The sequence below is a fragment of the Falsihalocynthiibacter sp. S25ZX9 genome (genome assembly GCF_041205405.1).
Taxonomy (GTDB): Bacteria; Pseudomonadota; Alphaproteobacteria; order Rhodobacterales; family Rhodobacteraceae; genus Falsihalocynthiibacter; species Falsihalocynthiibacter arcticus.
In genome coordinates, this window is the sequence record NZ_JBGFCD010000353.1 from 1 (window position 1) to 279 (window position 279).

The 279-nt window shown below is 55.9% G+C and carries 1 pseudogene; it reads right to left on the reverse strand.

Annotated elements, in window-relative coordinates:
• Window positions 1–279: pseudogene (locus tag AB9F29_RS22550) on the reverse strand (ABC transporter ATP-binding protein); the annotation flags it as partial.

A 279-nucleotide genomic window follows, 5' to 3' on the forward strand; every position in this document is an offset into this window, starting at 1 on the left:
AAGGCTCGTGCGAGTTCCGAAAAAACGCACCGTAATATCTGTAACATCCAGCCCTTCACCCAAAGTTTGCGCGCCGTGCCGAAGCCATTCGCTCGCATCCTCGCTCGCCTGCACCGTAGACGGCAAGGTACTTTCTGGCACAAGGAAGCGTTGCATTTTATGATCTAGCGGAGGAACCGCCGCCATCAAGGCTTGTGTATATTCATGTTGCGGCGCGCCCAAAACTTGCTCGGTTGGCCCCGTTTCAACAACCTTTCCCACGCGCAGCACGGTCACCTG